This is a genomic window from Endozoicomonas gorgoniicola (assembly GCF_025562715.2).
GTDB lineage: Bacteria > Pseudomonadota > Gammaproteobacteria > Pseudomonadales > Endozoicomonadaceae > Endozoicomonas_A > Endozoicomonas_A gorgoniicola.
This window is the reverse complement of sequence record NZ_JAPFCC010000001.1, coordinates 3,185,438-3,206,592: the sequence shown is the minus strand read 5'-3', so window position 1 is coordinate 3,206,592 and position 21,155 is coordinate 3,185,438. Positions and strand designations below refer to the sequence as shown.

Here is a 21,155-nt window from a genome sequence, read left to right as displayed (position 1 = left end):
AACAAGGTGAGCGCTACTATGAGATGTTTAAAGCTTTGGAGGGTACGATGTCTGCGATGACTTCGCTGACACCATTTAACCTTCGATGGGTAAGCTGAACAGGAAACAGTGGCGTGGTTGGTTGAAGGAAGTTGTGCTCAGCAGCCGGGTTGGTCTTTGTGACATTTATTGGCTAAGCTCGCAGGTATGAACCAGCCAGGATGATAAGAGCCTCCTGCAAAACATCCTTCTCATTTTTTAGTCTGAGATTTTCTCTCCTGAGCTGGTTAATTTCCTCGGGGATCAGCTTGGCCACATCGTTGAGGATCAGCTTTACATCTTCATGCTGAGAGGGTGCGTCCTGAGAGGATGCGTCAGGCTGAGGCGGAATCGGCTCATCTGAAGCCTCATAAGGGCTGGCGTCAAAAGATTCATTATCTGAGACATCAGCAGCATCCTGCTCCTCTTCTATCTCGAATGACATGGCTTCCTGTGGCTGCTGAGGCCCAATTATCATCCTTGCCCTCTTACCCTTCCATGTAGCCAGAGTGCTGGCATTGACTCCTAACAATCTTGCCACCTCTTTGTCAGGGAGAATCGATGCCAAAGCAATGTCCACAGCTTTATCCATAAATTCAGGGGAATAATTCGATTTTCTACGTCTTTTCTCGGCCATCTTATGGAGCCTCGGCACACTATACGACTCTGAATAGGTTTATTTGCTGAGCTGTACAGAAATCATCGTTACAAAAGAAGGGGAGCTGCGATCTCAAAAAACAAAAATTTAGGATATATACTATAGACGATTTTTGCTCCTGTTCTGACTATTCCTTACTTTTGTAAGGAATAAATTTTGGATCCAAAGCAGCAGTTCGGACGCAAGCTAAAAGAGCTGAGAAAGCAGCAAGGTCTCAGCCAAGAGGAGCTGGCTCACAGAGCTGGCCTACATAATCCGGATATCAGTGAAATAGAACACGGTCAACGAAATCCTACTCTGATGACAATGCATCGCCTGGCGCAGGCACTGGATGTAGAGATAAAGATTTTTTTCGAGTAGAGCCATATGCGACAAGGTTCAGCCGCAATATCGGATTATTGCCAGCGGCTGTATCTCTTCCGAATATCAACAATAAGAAATTCTTATATAGCCTCCCGGAAGAGAGGCTTTGGTTCCATTACTTCGCTACGAAAAATCAGAAGGATTCTGAAGCGAACCGCTCCGATGAGGCAGCAGGCAGGGTAACGTGCAGCCCTGCAAGGATATCATTGAATATCTCACCTTCAGCCTTACCCCCCAAAGAAAGCTCCCCCCGATCAATGTCAAACGGTACAGCCCACAGTCGCAGCTCAGCACTTAACTCAAATACAGGCAACGGATCTCTGAAAACCTCGGTAGCTGGATATATCAGAAACATATCTCCACTCCCATTCCGGGGCTGACAAGGGTGATGCCTGTTTCCGGTGTTTTTTGAGGTTCCGGCTCTTGTGCGACGGAAACAGGAATCAAAGGCTTTGGCTCTTTTGAATAGAGAGCGGACTGAATGATCCTTTGATTATCGAGGCGTCTTTTATGGTATCCGAATGTTTTAACCGGGAGTTCATGCCTGCGGGCATATTCGGACTGGGAGAGCCCGCTTTTGTTCCAGGCTCGGATAAGGTGTTTCCAGAAATCGGTGGGGCGATGGGTTGTCATGGCAACTTCCTGAATGTTTGGAAGCATTAGTGTTCAGGATTTTACAGTGGAGTAGTAGATGTAGTTGGCCTGACGCTTACCCTAATTAAATCTCCTCGCTCTCTCTGTGTGTCAAGCATAAGTACGTGTATTTAGATATCAGTCTTTCAGAGTAAAATTCCTATTATTCTGTCGTTTATTACGTTGTTTGGTGTACTAATGCGCTTAACCCGAATATTTCATAAATGAGCAACAAGTTCCGGAAAAAACATTCCATTCTGATTTTTTCGGAGGTCTGTTGCTCTACTCTCCATGAAAAAGGTATTACAACCCGAACTCACCATCAATTCGGATGTTTTTTGATCAGCACCTGCTTTTTCAGGACAACAGAATTCCCCAACACTCTTTCTGTTGGTCACTATTTTAGTCTGATTGAGTTTATGAAGCTGACTATCCCGGTCGAGACAGCGGCATTGAGTAAAAGACTTCGGTTATATGCTGCAAAAGCCCTTTTATTGGGCAGCTGCGAGGCAAGTGCAGTTTGATTCGGTCTTTATACTCAACCACCTTAACCGCAATCTTGCAGAGCTTTACTATCACCGTTGATGGCTGGGCTTTTTCCAGCTCTGTACCTTTCAGAGCTTTAGTTCTCAGCTCATGATGAAGAACGTAAGCCGCGCAGGCGTAAAACATTCTCAGATGGTTTGCCAGAAAGCCCTGATCTGACAACCGGTCACCGGACAAATCACTTTTCAGGTGTTTGATGAAATTCTCATCCTGCCCTCTGGGGCAGTAAAGCTTTTCATAAATATCCTCAGGTGAAGTCTCCTTCATTGACGTCACAATAAAACGGGGGTTGTCGCCTTTCTGGTTGACCTCTGCCTTATAGATTATCCGGGTGTCCAGCCCTTTCCAGCTTTTTGCCTGATAGTCCGTTTCTCCGTAGAGCTTGAGTCGCTCAGGCTCTGGCATGTTGTTCAGTTTTGCCAGCCCGGTTTTAACGTCGAGAGCTTTCCGCGCTTCATCCAGCAACTCTTTGGCTTTAGGTCGCAAGGCCGTCTTGTGTCCTGCGCCTTTTCCCAGCACGTAGTCGGAGTGAGGGTCATCCTGAACAACCTGCATTAACTCTGGTTGGGCAAAGTGGCTATCCCCACGAACCAGTAAATGGGTTTTCGGCCATCTTGTACGGATCAGCTTAATGAGGCGCTGGAGAATAGCTGCATTCTCTCGGCCTGTGGGTGTTTTTCCAGGACGCAGGATCGAAGTGATCAGCTTGCCGCTGAGCCCCTCAAAGATCATTAAGGGCAAGTAACAGTAGTCTTGATATTTGGCGTTGAACAGGTTCATCTGCTGGCCGCCATGGGTGATAGCAGGCGTATGATCCAGGTCGATAATGATGGCTAATGGTGGGTATTCATAACTGCTGATGAAGTGATCAGCCAGTGCTTTGGTCATATTATAAATATCCCGTTTGGTCATGGACTGACCAAGCCTTGTATACGTTGGAGCGGAAGCCAGATGGTTATCATCGTCCAGTGGGTTTCTTCCATTGGCAAGCTTAAAGATTGGGTCTTTACGCAGATGGTTGCTGTCGTTTGCATCTTCATAACCACAGGCCATTTGCAGAACTCTTTGGGCAATGAGTTCTTGCAGGGTGTGGTCGATGTAGGATTGATGACGTTTATCGTCAATGCCGTCAGTCAGCCTGGATATGATACCGCTGTGAAGCATTGTTTCACGTAGCATCAGGGCGCCAAAATCAGAGGATAATTCTCCGCCATTGAAGTCTGCCCGGATAGTTTTTCCGTTGGAGGGGTGAAAACGAAGCTGTTCTTGTGTAAGTTTGTTCATGGCAAGTTCCGGTTTGCTTCTTCCGAAGCATTTTTTTGGTCGACCCAATTATATCAAGTGATTGGGCGGAACTTGCCTCTTTTTATGAAATATCCGGGTTAAGAAATACGCTATTCAGTTTGTTATTTTTGTCTTTGTCCGCTGTAGGTTCCGGTGGTGTATCAGATCAAAGTTACGAGCAGGCCGCAGCCTCGCATCGCAAGGCCGCAGAGCAGGGGCATGCAGCTGCCCAATATTCCTTGGGTTTTATGTATTCCAAAGGCCATGGTGTAACACAAAGTGACGAACAGGCCGTTGCCTGGCATCGCAAGGCCGCAGAGCAGGGGTATGCAGATTCTCAGTTCTCATTGGGTATAATGTATGATTATGGCCTTGGCGTAAAACAGAGTGACGAACAGGCCGTTGCCTGGTATCGCAAGGCCGCAGATCAGGGGGATGCAGATGCCCAATGCTTGTTGGGTTTAATGTATTTTCATGGTAGGGGTGTGAAAAAAAGTATCGAACAGTCGTTCTACTGGTCGCGTAAAGCTGCGAACCAAGGGCATGAAGATGCTCAAAAACATCTGAAATATTTAGAAGAGCTTCTTAATACATAAGGTCTTGATAATGTTCAGTGTTCACAGGTAACTTCCCAGATCATAAAACGTCTGCCCCGGGAACTCCCTGCAAACCTCCGCCTGCTGTTCCAGGTATTTATCGAGCTGCTCCTGATCCTCACTGATCCGGAGCATCGCCTCCTGATCCTGAAGCAGCCCGGCGGTTACGATAACCAAATCAACCCTTTGGTCTTCCAGTACTTTTCCGCAAGGCTGGCTTCATCCCGTCGGTATCCCTGCCGGCCTTCACCCATTGCAAGGTAATCGTTTAATCGTAAGCGGTTGGGGAACCCCATCTACCCCTATTTCCACCAATCCGCTATTTTTAAATCACCCTGTGTCAGCTTCATAGGCAACAGGTGTTCGACACTGCTGCCTTTGTAAGGTGATCGGAGAGTTCATCTCACGGATGTGGTATCAAACTGTTTGAAACGTGACCAGAAAAAGCCGCCCAAAAGGCGGCTCCTCATCACAACCGATTCTCCTGAATTCAAGTCATAAGTGCATAACCCATGACTTTTCTTGCATCTATTCCAGTTGACTCTTTAAATGCCTCATAAGGAGTCTTGTAGCCCAGGCACTTTCTTGGCCTGTTGTTCAGCTTATCCACTGCAATGATGACATCTTTTTCTGTCACGCCATTAAGCTCCATCGACTTGGGGAAATACTGCCTTAGCAAACCATTAGCATTCTCATTCTGGCCTCTTTCCCAAGAATGGTAGGGGGCAGCAAAGTAGCTGTCACATTTTAAAGCTTTGGCAATTGATTCATGCTGAACAAACTCCTTTCCATTGTCGTATGTTATTGTCTTTACAAACCTTTTCAGAGGCTTGAGTACGTCAATTATTCCCTGTTTAACCGCTTTTGCCTTCTTGCCTGGTAGAGGGACAGCAAGGCGAAGCTTGGTTTTTCGTTCATCTAATGTAGCGATGGCTCCTTTATGATTTTTACCTATTACAGTATCAGCTTCCCAGTCACCAACTCGCTCTCTGTTGTTGACCACTTCGGGGCGTTCTTCAATGCCAACCCGATTTGGTATACCGGTTCGGTTATGAGCTGAACCGTATCGCTTTCGATAAGTTTTTTTCTGGTGCCTCAAGTGCTTATAGAGCGAGCCTCCGCGCCGTTTATCATCCGCTACAAATTGATAAATCGTCTCATGATGCAGCTTGATTACACCGTCCTTTTCAAGCCTTCCAGCCACTTGTTCAGGACTCCAATCTGAACGGATATCGTTTGAAATACGTTGTTTAATGTCGTCTGTCAGCTTAATAGCTTTTGGCTTATCTTTGTGCCGCTGCCGAGCTGTGCGATTAGCCTGTTGGTGCCTGTACCCTCTTTGCCCTTTATTGCGGTTTACTTCTCGCGACACGGTAGGCTGTGAACGGCCAAGCTTTTTAGCAATTTTGTTTTGTGAAGTCCCATTTTTGAGTTCAGTTTCGATATAATATCTCTCTTCAGAGCTCAGGTGTGTATAGGCCATCCTTGGCTTCCTCTGTATGGTTTGGTTGCTTTACAGAATACCCCTGAGTTCTGATTCACTTCAAAGGTTCTGAAACAATCCTCTGGTTACAGAGGTTATGCACTTATGATACGAATTCAGGTCTTCTTAAAATTCTCCGCCTGCTCAAATATCTCTTTATACACCTCATCCCGACTTACCGGCGGATACCCAAATTTCGCCAGCAGCAGGATCAGGTCAACCTTCAGCGAAGCCTTGATATCATCCCGGTTATTCCAGTCCGGAAAACGGGCTTTGTCGTCTACCACGCCCTTAACCTCCTGCGACAGCTCAACCAGCTTATCTTCGGGATAAGAGAAGTCATACTTCACCGCCAGCGACATCAGAATGTCGTAGAAGGCTTTCTCTTCAAAGCTGATACCCATGCCATCAAAAGACGACATCTCCCGCTTAAGGTCTGCCATCAGGTTGAGGATTTCATCCGAGAACTCTTCCAGCACCTCGCTTACCAGCACATCTTCTTCCCTGCGCTCGTTGTAGCGATTCACCAGCGACTGAAACTTCTGGGTAAACTCAATGCCCTTTGCCCGGTTGGTTTCCTTAAAGCCCTCAATGGCCTTGGCAAGCATCTTCTGCAACAGCTGGATTTTGGTGTGGGGCAGCTTGATCTTGTCGATCTTGGCAAGATAATCCTCATCGAAAATATCAATTTCTGCTGCTCCATCCTCTCCAAGACGGAAGATTTCCTCCACACCATCGCTCTGAATCGCCTGGGCAATCAGCTCCCGAACTTTGGCGTTCATCTGTGCCGTATCCGGTGCTTCGCCCCTGGTCAGCTTAAAGACAATGGAACGCACCGCCAGATAAAAATGAATCCGGTCCCGCTCCTCCCCAGTTAACAGCTCACTGCCACAACACACGTCATAAGCTGCTTTCAGACGCTTCACCAGTGCCATAAAGCGTTTTTCTAGCGTGCCAAACTTCAGCACAAACTCGGCGGCATTGTTCAGACAGCTTAACTGCTCTACGGGGTGTCCAGAGAAATAAGACGACGCATCGAACTTATGAAACATCTGCCGCAACAGGTCGAGATGGTCTTTCACCACGATCACCGACTGCTGAACATCCTCAAAATTCGCCTCATCCGCTTTCGAGAACTGCGCCAGTGCCTGATTCATCTGGCTCTTGATGCCGATGTAATCCACCACCAGTCCCTTGTCCTTGCCGGAGAACTTGCGGTTCACCCGGGAAATGGTCTGGATCAGGTTATGTTTCTGGATCGGCTTATCAATATAAATCGTATCGAGGAACGGCACGTCAAAGCCGGTCAGCCACATATCCACCACAATGGCGATTTTGAAGTTGGACTTCTCGTTTTTAAACTGGCGATCCAGCTCTTTGCGATAGTCTTTATTGCCCACTAGGAGCCTGACCGAGAATAGCTTAGGCAGTCCTCCTAAAGGTTTCGCAAAATTCAAAATGAGCAAAAAACAACCACTTTTTGAGGTTGATTTGCTCATTTTTGCCAATTTACAGCTTTTCTTTACCTTTATGCCGCTTTTTCAACCTTTTTTAAATCCTCAAGACGGAGTGACCCCGTTAAAGCTTTCTTCACAATTTTTTTGAAATTATGCACTGTGCATACCAGTGAAAACTCTGCTTCCACTTTCTCTTTCCCGCGCAGACTGAAACTCCTGAATCCAGAGTTTTTTATCTGACCAAACGGCGGTTCCGCTATTACTTTGCGACGTTCGTATACCGCTTTCGCTTCGCTTGTTTCCATTTTTTTATTCATGGCTTGTCGTGCAGTTTCAAACTTGTCTGTGCGAATTACCTTGCCTGCACTTTTCTTGGAGCCACTGCATCTGGAGCGGTAAGCGCACTCTCGGCATACTTCCTTGTTTGCCCGGTAGCCTTTCCTCTTAGCTTTACTGGCTGGATTGGTAACCAATTTTTCCCCAGCCGGACAGATGAAGACGTCAGCTTCAATATTGTATGTAAAATCCGCTTTGACAAATTTTCGATCAGTATTTTCAAGGTTCGTGACAGCCGGTTTTTCTTCCTTATCAGTAGCGATATAACCGTCTATTCCGTGTTTATCCAAGGTGTGCAGATTTGGCCCTGAAAAATAGCCGTTGTCCATACTCCATTTATCCACAGCTGCGCCATCGGTAGATTCTGACAAAGCCTGAAGAGCAGGTTCTACTTCCTGTACGTCGTTGGCGCGCTGGCTGATGTGTTGGCCAACAATGATCTGGTGATCCGCATCTACATTAATTTGGGCATTGTAGCTGTATTCGCAGTACCCTTTCTTGCTCATCACCCGGGCATCATGGTCTGCAAAGCTAATCTGTTTCTTGTCGTCTATTGGCTCGTCCGGATTGAGGGCTTTCTCACGCTCTTCCAGTGCTTTTTTGGCAGCCTTAATTTTCTTCAGCCGTTCTTCTTTAAACTGGAGGTCTTCAGGAATACTGTAGCCATTGGTTTCTTTGTAGGCGTCGTCTTCTTCCTGATCGCACTGGCTGGCTTTTTTGATCAGTTCATCAACCTCAGCGCTGAGTTCTGCCTCTTTGGCTTTAAGCCGGCCGTAGCTCATGGCCTTATGCTTTGAACTGTTGGCTTTGAATTTCGAACCATCCAGGCTGATATGCCCAAGCGATGCCAGTTTCAGCTCCATCGCCAGCTTGACGGACTGTTTGAAACAGTCATGAAAAAACGACAGGTTGTTTTTGCGGAAGTCCCCCAGGACCCGAAAGTTTGGGCAATTCATCTGAGAGATGTACATGAATGCCAAGTCCTGCCGACACCGTTTTTCTATTTCACGGGAGCTGAATACACCATGACTGTAGGCGTAGATCAGGATACCTACGATCAGCTTGGGTGGGTAGGCATGCTGTCCAAGGTGATGGTACTGCTTTTCAACTTCCGAGGTATCAATGTTCTGGAAGATGGTCTCATAGATGTAGCAGTCATGATCTTTGGGAAGAAGATCAAAGATGTTGGTTGGAAACAGCAGGTGCTGGTCGAACTCAACAGGGCTATCCTTGAATTTTGGTGGTGGCGACATCAGGCTTCATCAGGGCTGCGTTTTGAACGCTATTATATCAGATAAATCCTATTCTCGGTCAGGCTCCTAGGAGCCTGTCGGACTTGTAACAAGTCCAGAAAAGAAGGCGGCATCATAACCCTGCTGCCTGTTTAAGCTACTGTGCAAGCTGTTCTCACAACCGCCACTCTTACCCGTAAATAGTAAAACATCGCCCAAAAAGCTCTGTATGCAGCCAGAAGTTGAATCATAAATAACCAATTTTCAATGTCCGCCATCGCCATGGCAAACATTTTCTTCAGATTGAAGCCTGTGCAGAGCAGATCCCATTCAGCAGACACCTCTGCAAAGCCTCGAACCAGAAATTGGCGATACCCCATCACTTCTTTCTGTATTCCAAAGGTTGGTTCAATCGTACTTTTCCGCAAGGCATAAACAGCCCGACCTTCTTTTGTCTGCAGCCGCCAACGCATCAGGTCTAATGCTGTTACATCGTCGCCTTCCGGCATAGGATCATCAGGTTTAAAGCGCTCCATCAAAGGTTTATTGTGGGCATCACGCTTCTCTGCGATATACGCAGTTGCGCCATAGTTATCCACAGCTGACACATTACTCTCACTGAAGTAGCCTGTGTCTGCCAGGATCGCTTCGGGCTTGCCAAGTTCGTCTTCACGAGTTGCCAGTTCTTCAAGGGCTGGCTCTACCTGCTGTTTGTCGTTTGTTGCCTGAGTAATGTGTTTTTCTACGATCAGTCCGCTTTCAACATCAACTGCAGCCTGCGCATTATAAGCTTGTTCATAACTGCCGCCTGATGTTGGCATGATGCGGGAATCACGATCTGTCAGATTGACCTGGTCTTTGTCTCTTGGGTCTGCCTCTGGGGCTTTGGGTTCTCTACCCCTCGGCTTTTTTCCAGACTCCCTGATCGCTTCCCTGCGAGCCACTTTTTCCTCATATTCTTCCAGCTCGTATTGGTATCGCTCCTCAGCGCGACGCTCTATTTCTGCTTTTGCTTCGGCAATAACAGCAAGGCGATCTTCCCTACGCTTGAGCTCCTCTGGAATAGAAAGCTCTTCAGGCTGCTCTTCTGCATCGGCTTTCTCTGCCATTTTCAGGAGCTCATCCACCTCAGACTTGAGCTGTTTTTCCAGCTTGCAGGCATACTCGTAGCTGAGGGCTTTGTGTTTGCTGGCATTCGCTTTCATTTTGGTGCCATCCAGACTGATGGTTCCCATTTTTAACCACTGGGCTTCTTTAGCGATCATTAGAATCTGGGTAAACAGGTTGCTGATTTCCTTGCGAAACCGCTTCCGGAAAGCATTAATACTGTCATGATCTGGGTGTTCATTGGCACAGATATAGCGGAAAGCAATAGAGTCGTGAGTAGCCTTCTCCAGCTTTCGGCTGGAAAAGACACCTGTCGCATAGCCATAAAATAACAGCGAGAGCATGAGCGATGGATGCCAGGCTTTGGAACCTCTACCGCTGTAGGACTTGATGAACGGATCAAGATCGAGCTGCTCGACGACCTCTACAACAAAACGGGCGAGATGACGTTCCGGCAAATAATCATCGACACTGGCGGGAAACATGTCTGGAATACTGCGGTCAACGGGTCTGAAAGTCCATCTCTTCATTTGTCAGAGGTTGCTTGCTTGAAAAGTGATTATTGGCAATTATGCCAGATTTTTGCTCTAAGTCCGACAGGCTCCTAGGTCATACAATTCCTTCTCGTCGTCCTTGCCACGGGTCATCACCATTTTGACCCGTTCCATGGGCTTAATCTTTTTCTTCTCTTTCTCCGACAGCTCCGAGCCTTCTTCACATTCCAGCACTTCAAACCATTGAGGACGAATGGTGCGAAGCTCCTTATAAAAAGCCCAGGCGACCTTGCGTTCGCTGGACACAAACATCGCCTTGCCCTTCACCGTGGAACCTTCGGCAAGCCGGTTCTCGTAATGGGCGACAAAATCCCTTGCCAATGCCCGAATCCGGTCAGGATCACCCAGAATCGAGCCCATACTGGCTACCGCCTTCTTGCTTTCCTCAATCTGGTATTCGCTGGCACCCGCTTCGGCGCAGTCCTGATAATATTTCTCGATCTCCTCCAGCTTGCGGTTATCGAGAATCACCTTAGCGGCACGGCCTTCATAGACAATACGAACGGTAATCTCATCCTTCACCGACTCGCTCATGGTGTAGCTGTCTACCACCTCACCAAACACGTCCAGCGTCGCATCAATGGGCGTGCCGGTGAAGCCTACATAAGTGGCGTTCGGCAGCGACTGATGCAGGTGGTAAGCAAAGCCATAAGACTTTTTTACGCCGTCTTCGGTAATGGACACCTTCTGGTCAAGGTTTATCTGGCTGCGGTGGGCTTCATCGGAAATGCAGATCACATTATCCCGTTCCGTCAGCAGCTCGGTATCTTCCGTAAACTTGTGAATGGTGGTGAGGAACACCCCGCCACTGTTACGACCTTTCAACAGCATCCGCAACTGCTCCCGGCTTTCCACCGAGATAATGGTTTCGTCGCCCATATAGGTTTTGGCATTGGTCATCTGCTTCGACAGCTGATCGTCCAGATCGGTACGGTCGGTAATCAGCACAATGGTCGGGCTTTCAAGGGCGAGGCTTTTCATCAGCCGACGGGCAAGAAACTGCATGGTAAAACTCTTGCCGCAGCCGGTGGCACCAAAATAGGTGCCGCCCTTACCGTCGCCTTCCGGCTTTTTGTGTAGAAGAATATGGTCGTACAGTTTGTTCACCGCATAAAACTGCGGGTAACGGCAGACAATTTTTACCTCCCGCCCTCCATGAGAAGAGGCCTTATCCGGGAAATAAATAAAGTGCCGCATCACCTGCCGCAACCGCTGCTTGTCGAACAGCCCGTTCAACATCGTATGCAGCGAATCAATGCCATCCTTTTCTATAGACTCATCCCCGGTCACCTTGCGCCAGGCATAGAAGAACTCATAGTCTGCAAACAGGCTGCCCATTTTGGCTCTTCCTCAATTTGAGTGGGTGATTTATTATATTCTGAAGCACTCAATGCAAGGATGCACCGATGCGTGATAAGCAACTCTATTCTCAAATACTGGGTATTGAGTCTCCTTGGTTCGTTTCTGAAGTTGAATTGTCATTACAGGATCAACAGGTTCGGGTATTCATTGAACACAATGGTAAAAAGGCCTGCAAATGCAGTGTTTGCGATAAGCCCTGCTCTGGCTACGACCACATCACTCAGAAGTGGCGTCATCTGGATACCTGTCAGTTTCAGACTATTCTAGTTGCCAGGGTTCCACGGACCCAGTGCCCTGAGCATAAGGTGTTAGCCATCAATGTGCCCTGGGCTGAATCTGACTCTCGATATACAGCTCTGTTTGAAGCCCTTGTTATTGACTGGCTAAAGGAGGCAACTACGAAGGCAGTTGCACGACAAATGAAGCTTGGTTGGAATGCCATAGACGGTATTCAGCAGCGTGCAGTGAAGAGAGGACTGGCTCGTCGTGATGCTAAGCCACCAAAACGAATCGCTGTTGATGAAACCTCATTTCAAAAGCATCATGAATACGTCACAGTGGTCACTGACCACGACCAAGGCGTTGTTATTCACGTTTCTGATGACCGTAAAAGTGACAGTCTCAACGAGTACTTTGACACACTGCCCTATGACCATAAAGAGGGGATCGAATGCGTGACGATGGACATGTCCAAGGCTTACATCAAGTCAGTCAGTGAGAATGTTCCAGACGCAGATCAGAAGATTGCATTTGATAAGTTTCACGTTGCTCAGTCTCTGGGTAAAGCTGTCAACAAGGTTCGGATAGAAGAGAACAAAGCCCTTGTAAACCAAGGTGTAGAGCTGCTTAAGGGGACTCGCTACGACTGGCTGACTAACCCTGAAAACATGTCTGAAGAGCAGTGGGATAACTTCGAACCACTGAGAAACTCGACACTTAAAACAGCTCGCGCCTGGGCCATCCGGCAAATGGCAATGAGCTTATGGAATTACAAGTCCAGAGCTTGGGCAATCAAGGCCTGGAAGAGGTGGCTATGCTGGGCGCAGAGATGTCGGCTTGAGCCCATAAAAGAAGTTGCCAGAACGGTCAAAGAGCACTTGTGGGGTATCATCAACGCTATTGTCCTTGAGGCTAATAACGGTCGAGCAGAGGGAGTGAACAGCAAGATTCAGAGTTTGAAGAATCGGGCTTGTGGCTTTCGAAACCGTGAAAGATATAAGACAGCGATCTACTTTCATCTTGGAGGCTTGGACTTGTACCCCACTGGCGTACATCGTTGAAAACTACCCACTTAAAACAGGGAAGAACCCCCATTTTATTATTCACACCATCGCTGATCACGCACAGGGCGTTATACACAAACAGCTGGGGAATATCCCGGCGATAGCGGGTGGTGAGCTGCACATAAGCATGGTGAATATTGGCTTCATCTTCCTTAATGGCGCTCTTGAATTCGAACACCACCAGGGGTAGACCATTGACGTATAAAATGCCATCGGGAATCCGGTGGGTTTCCCGGCCTTCAATCTTCAGTTGGTTAACCAGTTTGTAGATGTTTTGGTCAGAGGAGGAAAAGTCGAGAAGCTGGATATACAGGTCTTTCTGCTTGGGGTCTTCCCGTTTCAATAGAAAGCCATCCGACAGCCATTCACAAAACTGCTTATTGCTGTCGTACAGATCACTGGCAGGCAGCATCTGCAGCTGACGGATCACCGCATCAATTTCAGCATCAGTAATGCCATCGGCTTTGTACTGTCCAGCCAGAAACGCCCGCAGGTCATCTTCAATCAGCACTGCTTCCGGAGCCCGACTCGTCTGTTCTGTCAGCGCAACACCCGACACATAAGGGTAACCCTGTTGTTCCAACAGCTGGATAATGGCGGCTTCCAGCTGGGCTTCATCAAACTTTTTCATTCCTCTTCCTTGCTCTAAACGAGCGGGCTCCTTATGCGACAGCGGCTTCAGTCTTTTGTTGGGCTTCGGGGATGCGGAATTCTCCGGAGATGAGTTTGGGGAGCAGGGTGTCCCGCAGTTTGGTCAAACTCAGGGTTTGTTCTTCCAGAGCTAATACTCGTTTATGGATGGTGACGATCTGTTCTTCAAAGGCTGTCAAAACCTCATCAATAGGTACAACAAGCTTATGTGCCTTTAAAATATCAGTTTTCAGGTTAGTGAAAACACTGCCATTGCCTTGCATTACAAGCTCTTCACGAATTACCAGAAACAACTGATAGAGGTAGGTGTCGCTGAACTTCTCCTTATTGGGGAAGTAGAGCCAACCATCGTGAATACATGCATCCAAATCAAGGAATTTAGGTAGTCCCGGTGTTGCACTGTTAGAAAGAATTAGAGAACCTTTTTTCAGATAGACCGTTTTCTTCAAGCCTTCTTCTCTGATGAACTCTTTTGTTCCTGAGATAAAGCGGGTACTACTTGCTGTGGCGTCACTGATTTTTACCCAAGGCAAACCGTCGTCAACAATAAAATCCTTGATTGGTCTTGGAGAACCACCACGCTTTACCGTAACAAGTGAACCTAAATTGGTGCTGCCCCACCCCTCCGGAATCCACCCCATATGAGCATCAAACACAAAGGATGCGGGAAACAGTTGGCGGATGGCTTCCGGCAGTGGTGCAGGCGCATCATCACTGGCTCGCAAAGCCTGGCGCTGTTCGGCACGCTTTTGCAGAGGTTCGGGAATGGTGTTGCCCGCCGCCAGTGCGTTATCGATCACCGGATCAAAATCCACAAACCAGCTTTTAAACAGGGCTTGCGCCATGTTTTCGAGGGTTTGGTTGGTTTGGCGGTTGAGTTGGGTTTTGTCGTCAAAGGCTCTTAGTTTTTTACCGATTTCCGCTGCCTCATGTACTGGCGGAACGGGCACTAAAACCTTTGCGACGGACTTTGTATTTAATACAGCTTGTGCGCTCCCTGTGCTGACCGCAAGCAAGGAAGCCCTACCAAATGCTGAATTCAGAAAATACCCTAAAAAGTTCGAATACCTTGTATCCGATGGCCTTGCAAAAACAATATTGGCGCAATTTAAATCACCAACATTATCAGGCACTACGCAACAGTCACCTCTGTTATGCCCGACTCGAACAACAAGAATGTCTCCAGGTTTAAGCTGACTTTTCTTACTCTTTTTATGGAATTCATGTGGTACGAAACGTATGTCGTCAACTTCAAGAACCCCAGGTCTTACATTCTGCGATCTTAGAAACGGAATCCCTTCTGGCCCACAAAATACTGAGCTAGTTTCGCCAACGTGCCCCACAGAAACACGGTCACACAAGCTGTCTAGAGCCTTCCACTCCCAGTTCTCTGGCAGTACAGGCATACCGGGTAAAATATCACTCGCCATAACCCAACACCTCCAGATTCCCACGAATCACAGCATCCAGCTTCTCCGCATCCTGCATCTGCTGGTAAAGGGTCTGGCTCAGTTCCTTCATTTTGGTTTCAAAAGGAATGCCATCGTCTTCTATCTCAGCAGCACCCACATAGCGCCCCGGTGTCAGCACATAGTCGTTGGCTTTGATCTCTTCCAGCGTTGCCGCCTTGCAGAAACCAGCCTTATCTTCATACTCGCCAGAATCCTTTTCACCACGCCATGCATGATAAGTACGGGCAATTTCCGCCACATCTTCAGCCGTCAGTTCTTTGTTGGTACGGCTGACCATGGAACCCATCTGGCGGGCATCAATAAACAGGGTTTCTTCTTCACGGCTCTTATAACCATGCTCGGTATCTGTTTTTTTATTCTTGGTTAGGAACCACAGACACACCGGAATCTGGGTGGTGTAGAACAGCTGCCCCGGCAGGGCGATCATGCAATCCACCAGATCGTTTTCAATAATCTTTTGGCGAATAGTCCCTTCGCCACTGGTGTTGGAGCTCATGGAACCGTTCGCCAGCACAAAACCGGCGGTGCCGTTGTCCGACAGCTTGGAGATCATGTGCATGATCCAGGCGTAGTTGGCGTTGCCGGTGGGCGGGGTTTCATAACCGTCCCAGCGTGAATCGTCGCTGAGTTCGCTGGCCTGCCGCCACTGCTTCTGGTTAAACGGCGGGTTCGCCATAATAAAGTCGGCTTTTAAATCGGGATGCTGGTCTTTAAAGAAGGTGTCGCCCGCCACATCGCCCAGGTTTGCGGCAATGCCCCGAATCGCCAGGTTCATTTTCGCCAGCTTATAGGTGGTGCTGGTGTATTCCTGCCCGTAGATGGAGATATCCTTGCGGTTACCCTTATGGCTGTCCACAAACTTGATGGACTGCACAAACATACCGCCGGAACCGCAGCAGGGGTCATAAATCTTGCCTTTGTACGGCTCAATCATTTCCGCAATCAGCGTCACCACCGACTTGGGCGTATAGAACTCGCCCCCGCCCTTGCCTTCACTGGCGGCAAACTTGCCGAGGAAGTATTCATAGACACGACCGACCAGATCTTCTTCGGTCATATGGCATTCATTCGCCATGGTTTCAATATTGTTGATGGTATCAATCAGCGCCGACAGCTTGGAGCCATCCAGCCCCAGACGGGAGAAGTAGTTATCCGGCAATGCCCCTGCCAGCTGCGGGTTGTTCTTCTCGATATCGTGCAGGGCGGTATCAATTTTCACCGCAATATCGTTCTGCTTGGCGTGTTTCAGCACAAACGACCAGCGACTTTCTTCCGGTAGGTAGAAGACGTTCTCCATGGTGTAGAAGTCCACCATATCCACAAAGTCAGCGCCGTATTCGTTCCCGATCACAGCCCTGCGATCTTCAAACTTGTCACTGATGAATTTCAGGAAGATCAGGCTTAAGACAATGTGCTTGTATTCGGAGGATTCAACGCTGCCACGGAGTTTGTTGGCGGAGTCCCAGAGGGTTTCTTCAAAGCCTTTCTTTGATGAAGGGGAGGCTTTTTTTGCAGGTTTTTTAGCCATGTTTGAGGTACTGCTAAATTTGAAATTGGCGTCATGGTATGTGGGGGGTAACAGGTGCGTCAATACTGATTAATCACTGCCTTCGGATATCTGAATTTATACTTTATTTGTCGTGTTTTATGGTTCGCTATGAACTCCTCTCCTGACACAGCGGACCCGTTTCCCTGAAAGACTTGAGGATCAGGTTTCACCATCCTTGGTGAATCGCCCGGTGCGGATCCGCAAGCCGTGGTGATGTGGGGGCTGGAGGTTAGAGACCTCCGGCTACCCGATTTAGCTGCGGTGTTGCTTATGTTGTAGATATTGGAACATCAATTCGATCTCTTGCTACACATACTCCATTTCTTACTGCATAACATTCAACAAAGTGACCGCCACGGAAACTTGTTTTTTCTTTTTTTGACTTTGCTCCGCCGTCTACTGATATTTCACCGCGAATTTGATCTTTCCTTTCTGCTTCACTACCGACATTTCGCACTTTCCATTTTATGGTGTAAGGTTCAGGAACATTACATTTCTTCACATAAAATTGAAGGCTTTTATTTACTCTTAAACCAAAACCTTTCTCAAGCATAATTGAAAGAACTTCTGTTCGAAAGCCATGTTGTGATACATTGCAATCAATAACCAATTCATATCTGACATCAATATTATACTGATCTTCAATAAACTCCTCAGTATTCTTGTATGTATATATAGAACTCTCAGACTTTTCAACTGATTTTTCTGATGCTGGAAATGCACGGCCAAATACATCTTTCCAGATATCATTTACTGTTTTGTTTTTTTCTTTTTCTATAGCCTCTTTGCATTTTTTATGTGCTCTTTTCGCTTTAGCTATAAAGTTACCTTTTTTGTAAACCTTTTGTTTGCTGCCGGGAGCATACCAAAACTCTTGATCTTTCTTTTGTGACCCAAGGTATTCAAAGAAATCACGAACATACCAGTCATAATAAACAAAACTTCTGTATTTATATTCACTCTTTTCTTCTAAAAACTTATAGCAAAGTGTATCAATTAATAATCCGCCCATGGGAGCACCTACTTTATTTCTCCACGAGCGAACCATTTTACATAGATTTTTCAAATTCCCATTTGAATCTTTGTTTAATTTATCTATTTCATTAATTTCATCTCTAGGTTTGGTAGTTTTCCATGATCCTCCATCATTGCTATCTGGATATTTGTACGATCCATCATCATTTTTGAAGCTTGGTAAAACTTCAACTACGTAGTTTCTGAAGGAAACAACTACAACCTGTCCATCACCTTTTACATCTGTTTTAGGATAGGTCTTTTTTATTTCCTCTTTGACTTCTTGTAATAAAGCTGATTGCCCATTTCCGTCATATTTGTTAAATCTTGAATAAATATCCCACGGCAATTCAAATACCATATCAAGATCACTTAATCCATCTATGGCTGTTCCTCTTCCATAAGAGCCAACTTGTAAGCTATGTAAAATTTCTGACTCATTATCGTAATATTTTTTATTAAGAGTCTTTGTTATTCTCTTGTACCTTCCTGAAATTTCACTTCTATTGCTGACAGCCAAATTTCCAACAAATTCTTCAAATGTTTTTGCTACATCCATATATTACCTACAAATAAAAAAAGTCTTTACATCCTCAATTAAGGACGGAAATAATAAATAGAAAAATAAAACAATCACTAAGAGAGCGCATAATTGAAAAGAACGCGGTATCTTATCTTTGAAAAGTCCAAAATTTTTCTGCTCATCAACCCAATCAATCTGAGTTTGTATAAAGAATTTATAATGAGCATACCAGTCGCTTAACAATATCTGTTTAGTGATAGAAATTGAATAAAATTCACTCATTAAACCCTTAGCTTTTTCTAACTCTTTATCTATGTCAGAAGAATTACTTTTGAGTGTTAAATATACACTTTGTAGATCTGAATAAATTCTTGTTATTTGGCTACCAACTTCCTGATATTTTTCCTTTTGATTTGCATAAAAAGAGATATATAGAGAGACAACACCAAATATAGTTAGTGCAACAGACACATGTCCTGCAAGAGCTTCACTAAAATATTTTAATGATAAAATACCAAAGGCTATTGAGGCAAAGCTAATCGCACCAGGAATTTTTTCAATAATATCATAGGTGGCAAAGTGTTTTTTTCCACCATATCCGACATTGTAACCATGTGTTGCAATTAGTTTAAGTGCTTCGTTTCGATCCATAATCAAGCTCTCATGCTGATGAGGCATTTTAACATGATTTTGTGTATAGCAGCTAACGAATGAAATGGACTCCTCCCACTTTTGGCAGATAATGGCAGACTGGTATAGCCAGCGATATATTCCATCAGGAGAAGCTCATGGATATATTAACCCTCGGTATCGACCTGGCCAAAAATGTGTTCAGCCTGCATGGTGTTAACCAGAAGGGAAAATCCGTCATTCGTAAAACGGTAAAACGACAGCAACTGATACCTGAAGTCGCCAAATTACCTCCAGCCCTGATTGGTATGGAGGCTTGCTCCGGTGCTCATTACTGGGCCCGTGAATTTATCAAACTGGGTCATGATGCCCGGATCATGGCTCCGAAGTGCGTGGCCCCGTATCGACAGGGCGAAAAAAACGACAGTAATGATGCAGAGGCCATCTGCGAAGCCGTTGGTCGCCCGAAGGTGCGCTTTGTACCGGTAAAAACCGTACACCAACAGGCATCATTAATGACTCATCGCATTCGCCAGAGCTACGTGCATATGCGAACCGGTATCATCAATTCGAAGTTTTAGTACTCTTTGTACTTTTTATTGCTCAGTCTTTTTGTAAAGGATTTCTAGTGCTATTGCTCATTTTTAACGCTGTAAATTAGTTACTCAGGTTTAGAGTTCTTAAAACATGAACGTTCGGTAAAATATTTAGCGTCGGCGCAGCCAACCCCGTCAGGCACACAATTTAAACCTGCCTGAACCGTTTAAATCATTGGTTCTGAGTTCATTTATGTCGTTTTTCCAAAAAAACTATCCGAACGTTCGTTTTTATCCGGCAATTTCAGCTCTAATTTTTGCTCATATCGGTTCCAGCAGCCACGAATTCGAAACTGCGGAATAATCCAAAACAGCGCGCGCCTAAGCATTCCGGCCGTGACTGTATGGGGGTTCCTCCAGGCAGTTTTGGCCAACGCAATGGCCGCAGGATTTTGACAAATGGTCAGCAATTGCACCAGCGCATACCCTGCCATTTTAATGTGCATCCATCGTAACAGCGTTCTGAGTTTCTGCTGCCATAAATGCTTGCATCCAAACTCGTGTTTAAGTTGCTGGAACATAGGCTCTATAGGCCACCTGAGCGAGTAGGCTAATAGCACTTCATCGGCTTTCAGGTCAGGATTTGTGGACAGAAATAGTTTGGTTTCTGTTTCTCCCTTGTCGTTTTCAAAACGACTCCAGACGACTCGGACAATACGGCCTTTCAAAAAACGAGCCCGGCAAATACAGGAACGAAAAGAGACAGTCCGGTTCTTTCTGTAAAGCCAGAGAGTCATCTTGGTCTCTGGTAATTTCTCTACTTCCTCAGGTGTCATTTTGACACCATACTTACGCTTGCGGCCTTTCCTTTTGAAAGGAGAGGGAGGAAGTGCATCGACTGGAAGCGCATAAAGTGCCCGGTTTTTGGGTATATGACCAATGACCTCATACCCAAGCTCAAGCGCGGGCTGCATCATGGTGTGATTCATAAACCAGCAGTCAGTGAGTAGCCGAAAAGCTCGCCCCTGAAGAGTCTGCCGTACAGATTTCAGCATGGCCTTTGCAATTTTAAGTTTACTGATATTGCCTGATTTAGGTGATGGAAATGCCATCACTGGAACCGCAGTATGCACCTTGTCTGATGGTCTCTGGAAAGGAATAGCCAGAAAGACCCAGCATTGACCAAGAAGATAAGTACACCGGTTCTTTTTCTTGCTGTGTTGGTGATGTATTCGGCATGCCGGTGCTTTGTCAGAGCAACGTTCGAGTGTCAGGTCGTCAAGAATCAGGGGAATGGTCTGACCGTCAGGCACTTTAGAACTGACCAGCAATATCAGACGATGCGCCAGGTTTCGCCAACGCCACTTACCTTGAGAGACCCAATGATGGTAGCTGTTCCAGAAATTCTCGTAGTGGATCGTCAGGAGAGCCTGTGTAACAAAGCCTTCGCCAGAAAGCATGCCACCCAGAAGTAACTCACAGAACGTTGGTGCCGCAAGTGGTGATAGCGCTTTTGCAAGAAATGTCGTATATAAAGAAAGCTCTCGAAGGATTACTTTCTGATCTGAAGTGAGCATGGCAACCGCTTTTTCCTGGTAGATGAAGCGGTTGCTTAACCTATTTCGGCATCAAAAAATACAAAACGTTAGTACTTATAATTCTCTAAACTCGAGAATTAGTTACATTGTCATGGTAACAGAAAAATTAGATGGTTCATGCTGGGTTGTTGCCTAATTTTTTATGATAGTGGTTGTCCGCTACCACCCAAAAAAGTTAGAAAAATTAGATAAATTGACCAAAAATTAGATAGAATGCTTGCAGGCTTCGTCATACAAGGTTTTTCTAAGCTTTCTATCTAAATTTAAGTT

Annotated in this window: 17 protein-coding genes and 3 pseudogenes; 4 read left to right on the top strand and 16 right to left on the bottom strand. The window is 46.3% G+C overall.

All coding sequences use genetic code 11. The features are described 5' to 3' along the window. Positions 1 to 172 precede the first annotated feature (172 nt). Positions 173 to 655: a transposase gene (locus NX722_RS14830; protein ID WP_262563614.1), complete on the bottom strand. Its 483-nt coding sequence runs from the start codon at positions 653 to 655 to the stop codon at positions 173 to 175. 177 nt (positions 656 to 832) lie between these two features. Between NX722_RS14830 and NX722_RS14825 the strand changes: the two genes are divergently transcribed. Next, positions 833 to 1,036 (top strand): helix-turn-helix domain-containing protein, encoded by a 204-nt coding sequence (locus tag NX722_RS14825; RefSeq protein WP_262563613.1) that lies wholly within the window; start codon positions 833 to 835, stop codon positions 1,034 to 1,036. A 136-nt stretch (positions 1,037 to 1,172) separates the two neighbouring features. On the opposite strand, the gene NX722_RS14820 is transcribed toward NX722_RS14825, so the two are convergent. The 3 genes from NX722_RS14820 to NX722_RS14810 all read right to left on the bottom strand — a co-directional run bounded on the left by NX722_RS14820 (position 1,173) and on the right by NX722_RS14810 (position 3,502). Continuing rightward, positions 1,173 to 1,394 (bottom strand): hypothetical protein, encoded by a 222-nt coding sequence (locus tag NX722_RS14820; RefSeq protein WP_262563612.1) that lies wholly within the window; start codon positions 1,392 to 1,394, stop codon positions 1,173 to 1,175. Continuing rightward, positions 1,385 to 1,672 (bottom strand): IS66 family insertion sequence element accessory protein TnpA, encoded by a 288-nt coding sequence (tnpA, locus tag NX722_RS14815; protein WP_262563611.1) that lies wholly within the window; start codon positions 1,670 to 1,672, stop codon positions 1,385 to 1,387. The genes NX722_RS14820 and tnpA overlap by 10 nt, the downstream gene beginning before the upstream one ends. 429 nt (positions 1,673 to 2,101) lie before the next feature. Further along, complete coding sequence (locus NX722_RS14810; RefSeq protein ID WP_262563610.1) at positions 2,102 to 3,502, bottom strand: IS1380 family transposase; 1,401 nt, start codon at positions 3,500 to 3,502, stop codon at positions 2,102 to 2,104. A 35-nt stretch (positions 3,503 to 3,537) separates the two neighbouring features. Between NX722_RS14810 and NX722_RS14805 the strand changes: the two genes are divergently transcribed. Then, a complete protein-coding gene (locus tag NX722_RS14805; protein ID WP_262563609.1) occupies positions 3,538 to 4,098 on the top strand; it encodes a tetratricopeptide repeat protein in 561 nt (186 codons plus the stop codon). A gap of 21 nt (positions 4,099 to 4,119) precedes the next feature. Here NX722_RS14805 and NX722_RS14800 read toward each other — a convergent pair whose 3' ends face one another. From NX722_RS14800 to NX722_RS14775, 6 genes and pseudogenes are all read right to left on the bottom strand, one after another. Beyond that, a complete protein-coding gene (locus NX722_RS14800; RefSeq protein WP_262563608.1) occupies positions 4,120 to 4,275 on the bottom strand; it encodes a hypothetical protein in 156 nt (51 codons plus the stop codon). A 313-nt stretch (positions 4,276 to 4,588) separates the two neighbouring features. Then, the gene (locus NX722_RS14795) at positions 4,589 to 5,581 is read right to left on the bottom strand and encodes an IS30 family transposase (RefSeq protein WP_262563592.1); all 993 of its coding nucleotides are present in this window, start codon (positions 5,579 to 5,581) and stop codon (positions 4,589 to 4,591) included. 116 nt (positions 5,582 to 5,697) lie between these two features. Then, the gene (locus NX722_RS14790; RefSeq protein WP_262563607.1) at positions 5,698 to 6,981 is read right to left on the bottom strand and encodes a type I restriction enzyme endonuclease domain-containing protein; all 1,284 of its coding nucleotides are present in this window, start codon (positions 6,979 to 6,981) and stop codon (positions 5,698 to 5,700) included. A gap of 128 nt (positions 6,982 to 7,109) precedes the next feature. After that, positions 7,110 to 8,627, bottom strand: a complete 1,518-nt coding sequence (locus NX722_RS14785) for an IS1182 family transposase (protein WP_262563606.1) — start codon at positions 8,625 to 8,627, stop codon at positions 7,110 to 7,112. 269 nt (positions 8,628 to 8,896) lie between these two features. After that, positions 8,897 to 10,243, bottom strand: a pseudogene (locus tag NX722_RS14780) (IS1182 family transposase); the annotation flags it as partial. Between the two features lie 57 nt (positions 10,244 to 10,300). Continuing rightward, positions 10,301 to 11,605, bottom strand: coding sequence for a DEAD/DEAH box helicase family protein (locus NX722_RS14775; RefSeq protein WP_262563605.1), 1,305 nt, complete (start codon positions 11,603 to 11,605; stop codon positions 10,301 to 10,303). 68 nt (positions 11,606 to 11,673) lie between these two features. Here NX722_RS14775 and NX722_RS14770 point away from each other — a divergent pair, with 68 nt between their 5' ends. Further along, a complete protein-coding gene (locus NX722_RS14770; RefSeq protein WP_262563604.1) occupies positions 11,674 to 12,909 on the top strand; it encodes an ISL3 family transposase in 1,236 nt (411 codons plus the stop codon). Positions 12,910 to 12,949: 40 nt separating this feature from the next. Here NX722_RS14770 and NX722_RS14765 read toward each other — a convergent pair. From NX722_RS14765 to NX722_RS14745, 5 genes and pseudogenes are all read right to left on the bottom strand, one after another. Next, a pseudogene (locus NX722_RS14765) lies at positions 12,950 to 13,543 on the bottom strand (type I restriction endonuclease); the annotation flags it as partial. A gap of 31 nt (positions 13,544 to 13,574) precedes the next feature. Continuing rightward, a complete protein-coding gene (locus NX722_RS14760; protein ID WP_262563603.1) occupies positions 13,575 to 14,993 on the bottom strand; it encodes a restriction endonuclease subunit S in 1,419 nt (472 codons plus the stop codon). Further along, on the bottom strand, positions 14,983 to 16,563 hold the full coding sequence (locus NX722_RS14755) for a class I SAM-dependent DNA methyltransferase (RefSeq protein ID WP_262563602.1): 1,581 nt from the start codon (positions 16,561 to 16,563) through the stop codon (positions 14,983 to 14,985). Before NX722_RS14755 ends, NX722_RS14760 begins: the two co-directional genes overlap by 11 nt. 289 nt (positions 16,564 to 16,852) lie before the next feature. Continuing rightward, positions 16,853 to 18,157 carry an SMODS domain-containing nucleotidyltransferase gene (locus NX722_RS14750; RefSeq protein WP_262563601.1) on the bottom strand — a complete coding sequence of 435 codons (1,305 nt, stop codon included), beginning with the start codon at positions 18,155 to 18,157 and terminating at the stop codon, positions 16,853 to 16,855. Between the two features lie 3 nt (positions 18,158 to 18,160). Then, a complete protein-coding gene (locus NX722_RS14745) occupies positions 18,161 to 18,772 on the bottom strand; it encodes an SLATT domain-containing protein (RefSeq protein WP_262563600.1) in 612 nt (203 codons plus the stop codon). A gap of 137 nt (positions 18,773 to 18,909) precedes the next feature. Between NX722_RS14745 and NX722_RS14740 the strand changes: the two are divergent. Continuing rightward, positions 18,910 to 19,320, top strand: a pseudogene (locus NX722_RS14740) (IS110 family transposase); the annotation flags it as partial. A gap of 218 nt (positions 19,321 to 19,538) precedes the next feature. Here NX722_RS14740 and NX722_RS14735 read toward each other — a convergent pair. Next, positions 19,539 to 20,864 (bottom strand): IS701 family transposase, encoded by a 1,326-nt coding sequence (locus NX722_RS14735; RefSeq protein ID WP_262563599.1) that lies wholly within the window; start codon positions 20,862 to 20,864, stop codon positions 19,539 to 19,541. Positions 20,865 to 21,155 lie beyond the last annotated feature (291 nt).